Annotated in this window: 5 protein-coding genes and 1 pseudogene; all 6 read right to left on the bottom strand. The window is 68.4% G+C overall.

Features of this window, described 5'->3' with window-relative positions; genetic code table 11:
• Positions 1–63: 63 nt before the first annotated feature.
• Positions 64–306: an SRPBCC family protein gene (locus D7X12_RS45235; RefSeq protein WP_279637289.1), complete on the bottom strand. Its 243-nt coding sequence runs from the start codon at positions 304–306 to the stop codon at positions 64–66.
• A gap of 169 nt (positions 307–475) precedes the next feature.
• Positions 476–559, bottom strand: a pseudogene (locus D7X12_RS45430) (ATPase); the annotation flags it as partial.
• 22 nt (positions 560–581) lie between these two features.
• Positions 582–908 carry an ArsR/SmtB family transcription factor gene (locus D7X12_RS39630; protein WP_279637288.1) on the bottom strand — a complete coding sequence of 109 codons (327 nt, stop codon included), beginning with the start codon at positions 906–908 and terminating at the stop codon, positions 582–584.
• A 156-nt stretch (positions 909–1,064) separates the two neighbouring features.
• Positions 1,065–1,595, bottom strand: a complete 531-nt coding sequence (locus tag D7X12_RS39625; protein WP_120630330.1) for a hypothetical protein — start codon at positions 1,593–1,595, stop codon at positions 1,065–1,067.
• A 239-nt stretch (positions 1,596–1,834) separates the two neighbouring features.
• Positions 1,835–2,500 (bottom strand): retron system putative HNH endonuclease, encoded by a 666-nt coding sequence (locus D7X12_RS39620; RefSeq protein ID WP_120630329.1) that lies wholly within the window; start codon positions 2,498–2,500, stop codon positions 1,835–1,837.
• A complete protein-coding gene (locus tag D7X12_RS39615; protein WP_120630328.1) occupies positions 2,497–3,846 on the bottom strand; it encodes an AAA family ATPase in 1,350 nt (449 codons plus the stop codon). Before D7X12_RS39615 ends, D7X12_RS39620 begins: the two co-directional genes overlap by 4 nt.
• Between the last annotated feature and the right edge of the window lie 692 nt (positions 3,847–4,538).

Here is a 4,538-nt window from a genome sequence, read left to right as displayed (position 1 = left end):
CCCTCCCCCTCAGTGGCGTCACTGTGCCGCGCCCGGGAGGGAGCCGCCGCCGGAAGTAGGCCCTCAGCCCTCCGCGAGCCGCGCGGTGTACTCCGCTTCCATCCGCGCGTGCGTGGACCAGAACCCCGCGGGCTCCGCGCCCCGGAGCCGGCCCCCGAGGATGCCCAGGTGGGTGTGCCAGCCGCTGGCGACGCTGACGAGCTGCTTGCGCTCCAGCCGCCGGTGCGTGAGTACGAGCTGGACGTCCTCTCCCCGAGCCGTCAGGGCGAAGGTCACCTCGCCATCCTCGCTCCACGTGTAGCTCAACAGGCGCGGCGGCTCGCAGCGGGTGACGCTGCCGTGCAGGCTGCACCCGTTCTCGAACTGCTGGAGCCGCGCGGGCGGGCGTCGGCTCGAAGTGGGACGACAGCGAGGAGTGGAGGAACCGCAACTCCACCCGCCCTCCCACACGCAGCTCCATCGGCCCGGACGCCAGCCACCGGCCGCGCAGTTCGGGCACCGTGAGGTACTCCCAGACGCGCTCGATGGGGCCGGGAAGGATGCGCTCGAAGCGAATCATGTCGGTGACGACGCCGCCGTGCTCACTCATGGGAGGCTCCGTGCTTGCGAGGGGAGGCGGGCTTGCGCAGCTTGCGCTCGAGCGCATCCAGGCTGTCGGTCCAGAACCGCTCGTAGAAGCGCAGCCAGTCCAGCGCTCCCGCAAGGGGCTCCGGCGCGAGTCGGCAGCGGTGCGTGCGTCCCTCCACCGTCCGGTGTACCAGCCCTGCGCGCTCCAGCACCTTCACGTGCTTGGACGCACCCGCGAAGGACATGCGGAACGGCGCCGTCAGCTCGCCGATGCTCCACTCACCCCCGGCGAGGCTGTGCAGCATCTTCCGCCGCGTCGGGTCCGCGAGCGCATGGAACACGGCATCCAGCCGCTCTTCCTGACGTTAAACCATCCGGTTGACGATAGGGATGTGCCGGGAAGCGGTCAACCGGCCCTGAGAAACGTCACGGGCCGCCCGCGGACCTGGGGGCAGGTCCGGGAGCAGCCCATGGGCTTTCAGGCGTGTCCGGGAGGCTCAGGCCGTCTGCGCGGCGGGGGCCTCGTCGGGCGGCGCGTCGTAGGCGGGGGTGAGGTCCACCACGTTGACGGTGAGCAGGTGGTAGACGATGCAGTTGCTCAGCCAGAAGAAGATGGCGCTGTAGTGGACGTAGACGAGCGGCGAGCCAGGCCACACTTGAAGCGGGTGGCCGAAGACGTTGGCCGCCACGTACCCGCCGAACCACTCACCGGCCCAGGTGACGACGGTGGCGATGGCCAGCCGCGTCCACACCTTCACGCGGCGCGGGTAGAACCAGAAGAAGTGCAGGCTCCAGAGCAGGCTCACGCAGCCGGCCCAGAGGATGAGGCTGCCGAAGGAGAACCAGTGGTACGGGGACTCGGGGAACACCCAACCCCAGTCTCCATTCACCTGCCGCCAGGCCACGTTCTGGGCCAGCTCCATGAACCAGAAGACCGGGGTCATGTAGATCACCTGCGTCAACAGGACGCGCAGGTACGTCGCGACCCTCCTCCAGAACAGGCTCATGGGCAAAGCGAGCGAAATCATGCGTTCCCCTCTAGCCGCGGGGGGGGGGGGACAGACGCGGCGCAGAAGTAGGAACGGATTGAGTCTCATTTCTTGGTAATTACCGGCGTCAACCCGTTGCGAATGGGCGCCAGTCCCGCCGTGACGACCTGAACGGTGATTCAGGTTCTACGCGCCGCGCCGTGAAACAAACCCGAGGAGTCCCGCGAGGTTGTCTCACCTGGTCGCGGTGGATTCAAGGGCCTTGGCCGGGCGCTCCCTCAATCCTGATCTGCTTGGGAAGAAGAGGCCACGGCGGCGCGCAGGGCCGCTGCGAAGGCGGAGAAGGGCTCGGAAGGGGAGGCCGCCTCCTCCAGCAGGCGCCGCGCCTCCGGGTCCTGCCCGGCACGCTGGGCGATGAACCAGAGCTTCTTCAGCTGCTTCGACCTGTAGGCGCGAAGGTCGTTGCGGTTGAGCCCGAGCCGCGTCTCCGTCGTCTGCCCTCGTGGCGTCCTGCCGCGCACGCTGGCGAGCTGTGCCACCGGGTCGTACTCGAAGGAGAGGTGTTGCGCCGGCTCCTCCGCGCAGGGATTGATGAGCGGTCCGCCGTGGGCCTTGAGAGGGAATGCATCACCCTTGTGCGCGCTGCCATTGCACACGCCACAGGCGAGCAGGAGGTTGGTCCAGTCGAAGGCCTTCGCCGGGTACTTCGACTGCGGGCGGAAGTGCTCGATGTGGCCGTAGTCGACGTGCCGGATGTAGCTCTCGCAATAGGCGCACTTGCCGTGGAAGGCGGCGACGAGCGCGTTCTTGATGTCGTCGTGCCGGTAGCGTCGCAGGGCCAGCTTACGCTGCTCGGCCGTCTTCGCCCGCGCGAGCGACTTCCGCCACTGCTTCTGGTTCCGTGCGAGCGCGGCCGGTGCCCGGCCTCGGTGGACGCGAATCATCCACGACCTTCGGGCTGAAGGGTCCGCTCGATATAGGCATCCAGCTTGGCTTCGAGTGAGCCTGGCTCGGGCGGCCCACCCACGGGCCGGGCCTTCTGGATGAAGGCGCGCAGCTCGGCCAGCTCGCGCTCTTCGCTCGCGCTCCGCTTCCGGCTCTTTCGCGCGAGCGCGTCGTAGCGCTCGATGCGTTCCGTGGTCTCTGGCGAGTAGGGAGAGAGCTGGCCGAAGGCCTCGCTCTGGAGGATGCGGTCCACGCTGAGGGCGGCAGGCGTCTCGACCTTCTCCACGTGGGTGGCGCCGTTCTCCAGCATCAGCCGGAGCGTCAGCGCGTCCTCTCCAGCGCCCGCGGCGACGAAGGGGCTGTGCGTGGCGACGATGAACTGGAGCCCCGGGAACTGCTCCCGCAGCCAGCCGGCGATGTGCCGCTGCCAGCGAGGATGCAGGTGGATGTCGAGTTCGTCGATGAGCGCCACGCCCTGCTCCTGCAAGGGATTGGCGCTTCCAGGAAACGCTTGGATGAGCCGCCACACGAGGTCCCCCGCCAGCGCCAGCACGCTCCGGTAGCCGTCGCTCATCGCGAGCGTGGAGACCTTGCGTCCCTGTACGTCAAACAGGATGCGTCCCTCGCCGGAGACGCTGTCGAAGCGGGTGCCCTCGGGGAGCATGCGGTTGATGGCAGCAATTCCCTGGTCGAGCTGTCGCCGGTGTTGGCGGGCGCTCTGGGGATGCTTCGCGATGATGTAGTCGAGGTAGACGACCCAGCGCTCGAAGGTGGCGAGCGGCTCGTCCTCGTTGAACTGGGTGATGAAGTTCGTGTAGCGGGCTTGCGGCTCCAGTGAAGGCACCAGGAGCTGGCTGGAGCGCGTCAGCCTGCGGAAGGCGCCATAGCCGGCGGCGAACCAGCCCGCGCCTTGTGAAGGAAAGGCGATGTCGCGGAGCCATGACAGCGCTCGCGACGGTTCCTCCACGAGGGTGGGCTCCGTGTAGACCTGCTTCTTGATGACGAGCCGCTCCCGGCCCGTCACATTCAAGCCGTAGGTGAACGACCTGGGCGCCGTCTTCTTGCCGAGCCGTCCCGGGTCCCGGTCTCCTTCGCGAACACGAATCTGGAGCTGGCCTGGAGTCGACTCGTCCCGCACCCAACCCACGGGGCGGGGCAGCAGCGTCTGGGCTCCCTCGGGGCCCGCCAGGAGCAGGCCGAGCGCCTGCAGCAGGGTGCTCTTGCCGCCCCCGTTCTCGCCCAGGAGTGTCACCCAACGATACGGCCCGTTCCGGTGTTGGGAGAAGGAGATGTCCTGCCGTTCGAAGCTGCGGATGTTCTCAATCAGCAGGCGCTCGACCCACATGGCGTCACGTCCTCGGTAGCCTCGGCCAGACAGCACCTGCTCCTACCATGCCGGACATGCGGAGTGGACAGGGCATCTGCCTGGAGCGACCGGGCCCTGTCGGCTTTTCCCTCGGGAGCCGGGCGTGCTCTCTCCCAGATGCGTTGCGTCGCCGGGTGCTGCGCCTGCTGGAGAAAAGAGGGGCCCTGCCCGCGCAAGGGCCTGAGGACGCGCTGCAGGCGTACCAGGCGCACTGCCTGCCGCAACGGCTGCGCTGGCGCTGGAGCGGCTGTCACGAGCGGAGGACGGCCGCATCGCCTATCGGATGAAGCGCCCGCTGCCGGACGGCACCACGCACCTCCTCTTCACCGGGTTGGAGTTGCTGCGTCGCCTGGCGTCCCTGGTGCCTGGTGCCTCGGGCAAACCTCACGAGGTTCCACGGCGTCTTCGCTCCAGGCGCCAAACCGCGGCCATTTTGGGTCCCTCAAGCAGGTGCGCCGGGAGCATCGCTCGGGCGGCCCCGTCAGCGGCCCTCCTCGGCCCCTCTGCACCCTCCCTCCCCCTCAACAGGGCCCCATCCCTCTGATGCGCCGGGGGACGTTCGGGGCGGTGTCTCACGCGTGATACATTGCCTCCTTCCCCTTGAGGACCTGCTGGACCGGCCTCGCCCCGAACGTCCCCCGGCGCATCAGAGGGATGGGGCCCTGTTGAGG

The organism is Corallococcus sicarius, from assembly GCF_003611735.1.
GTDB classification, from domain to species: domain Bacteria; phylum Myxococcota; class Myxococcia; order Myxococcales; family Myxococcaceae; genus Corallococcus; species Corallococcus sicarius.
This window is presented reverse-complemented; position numbering and strand designations above follow the sequence as displayed.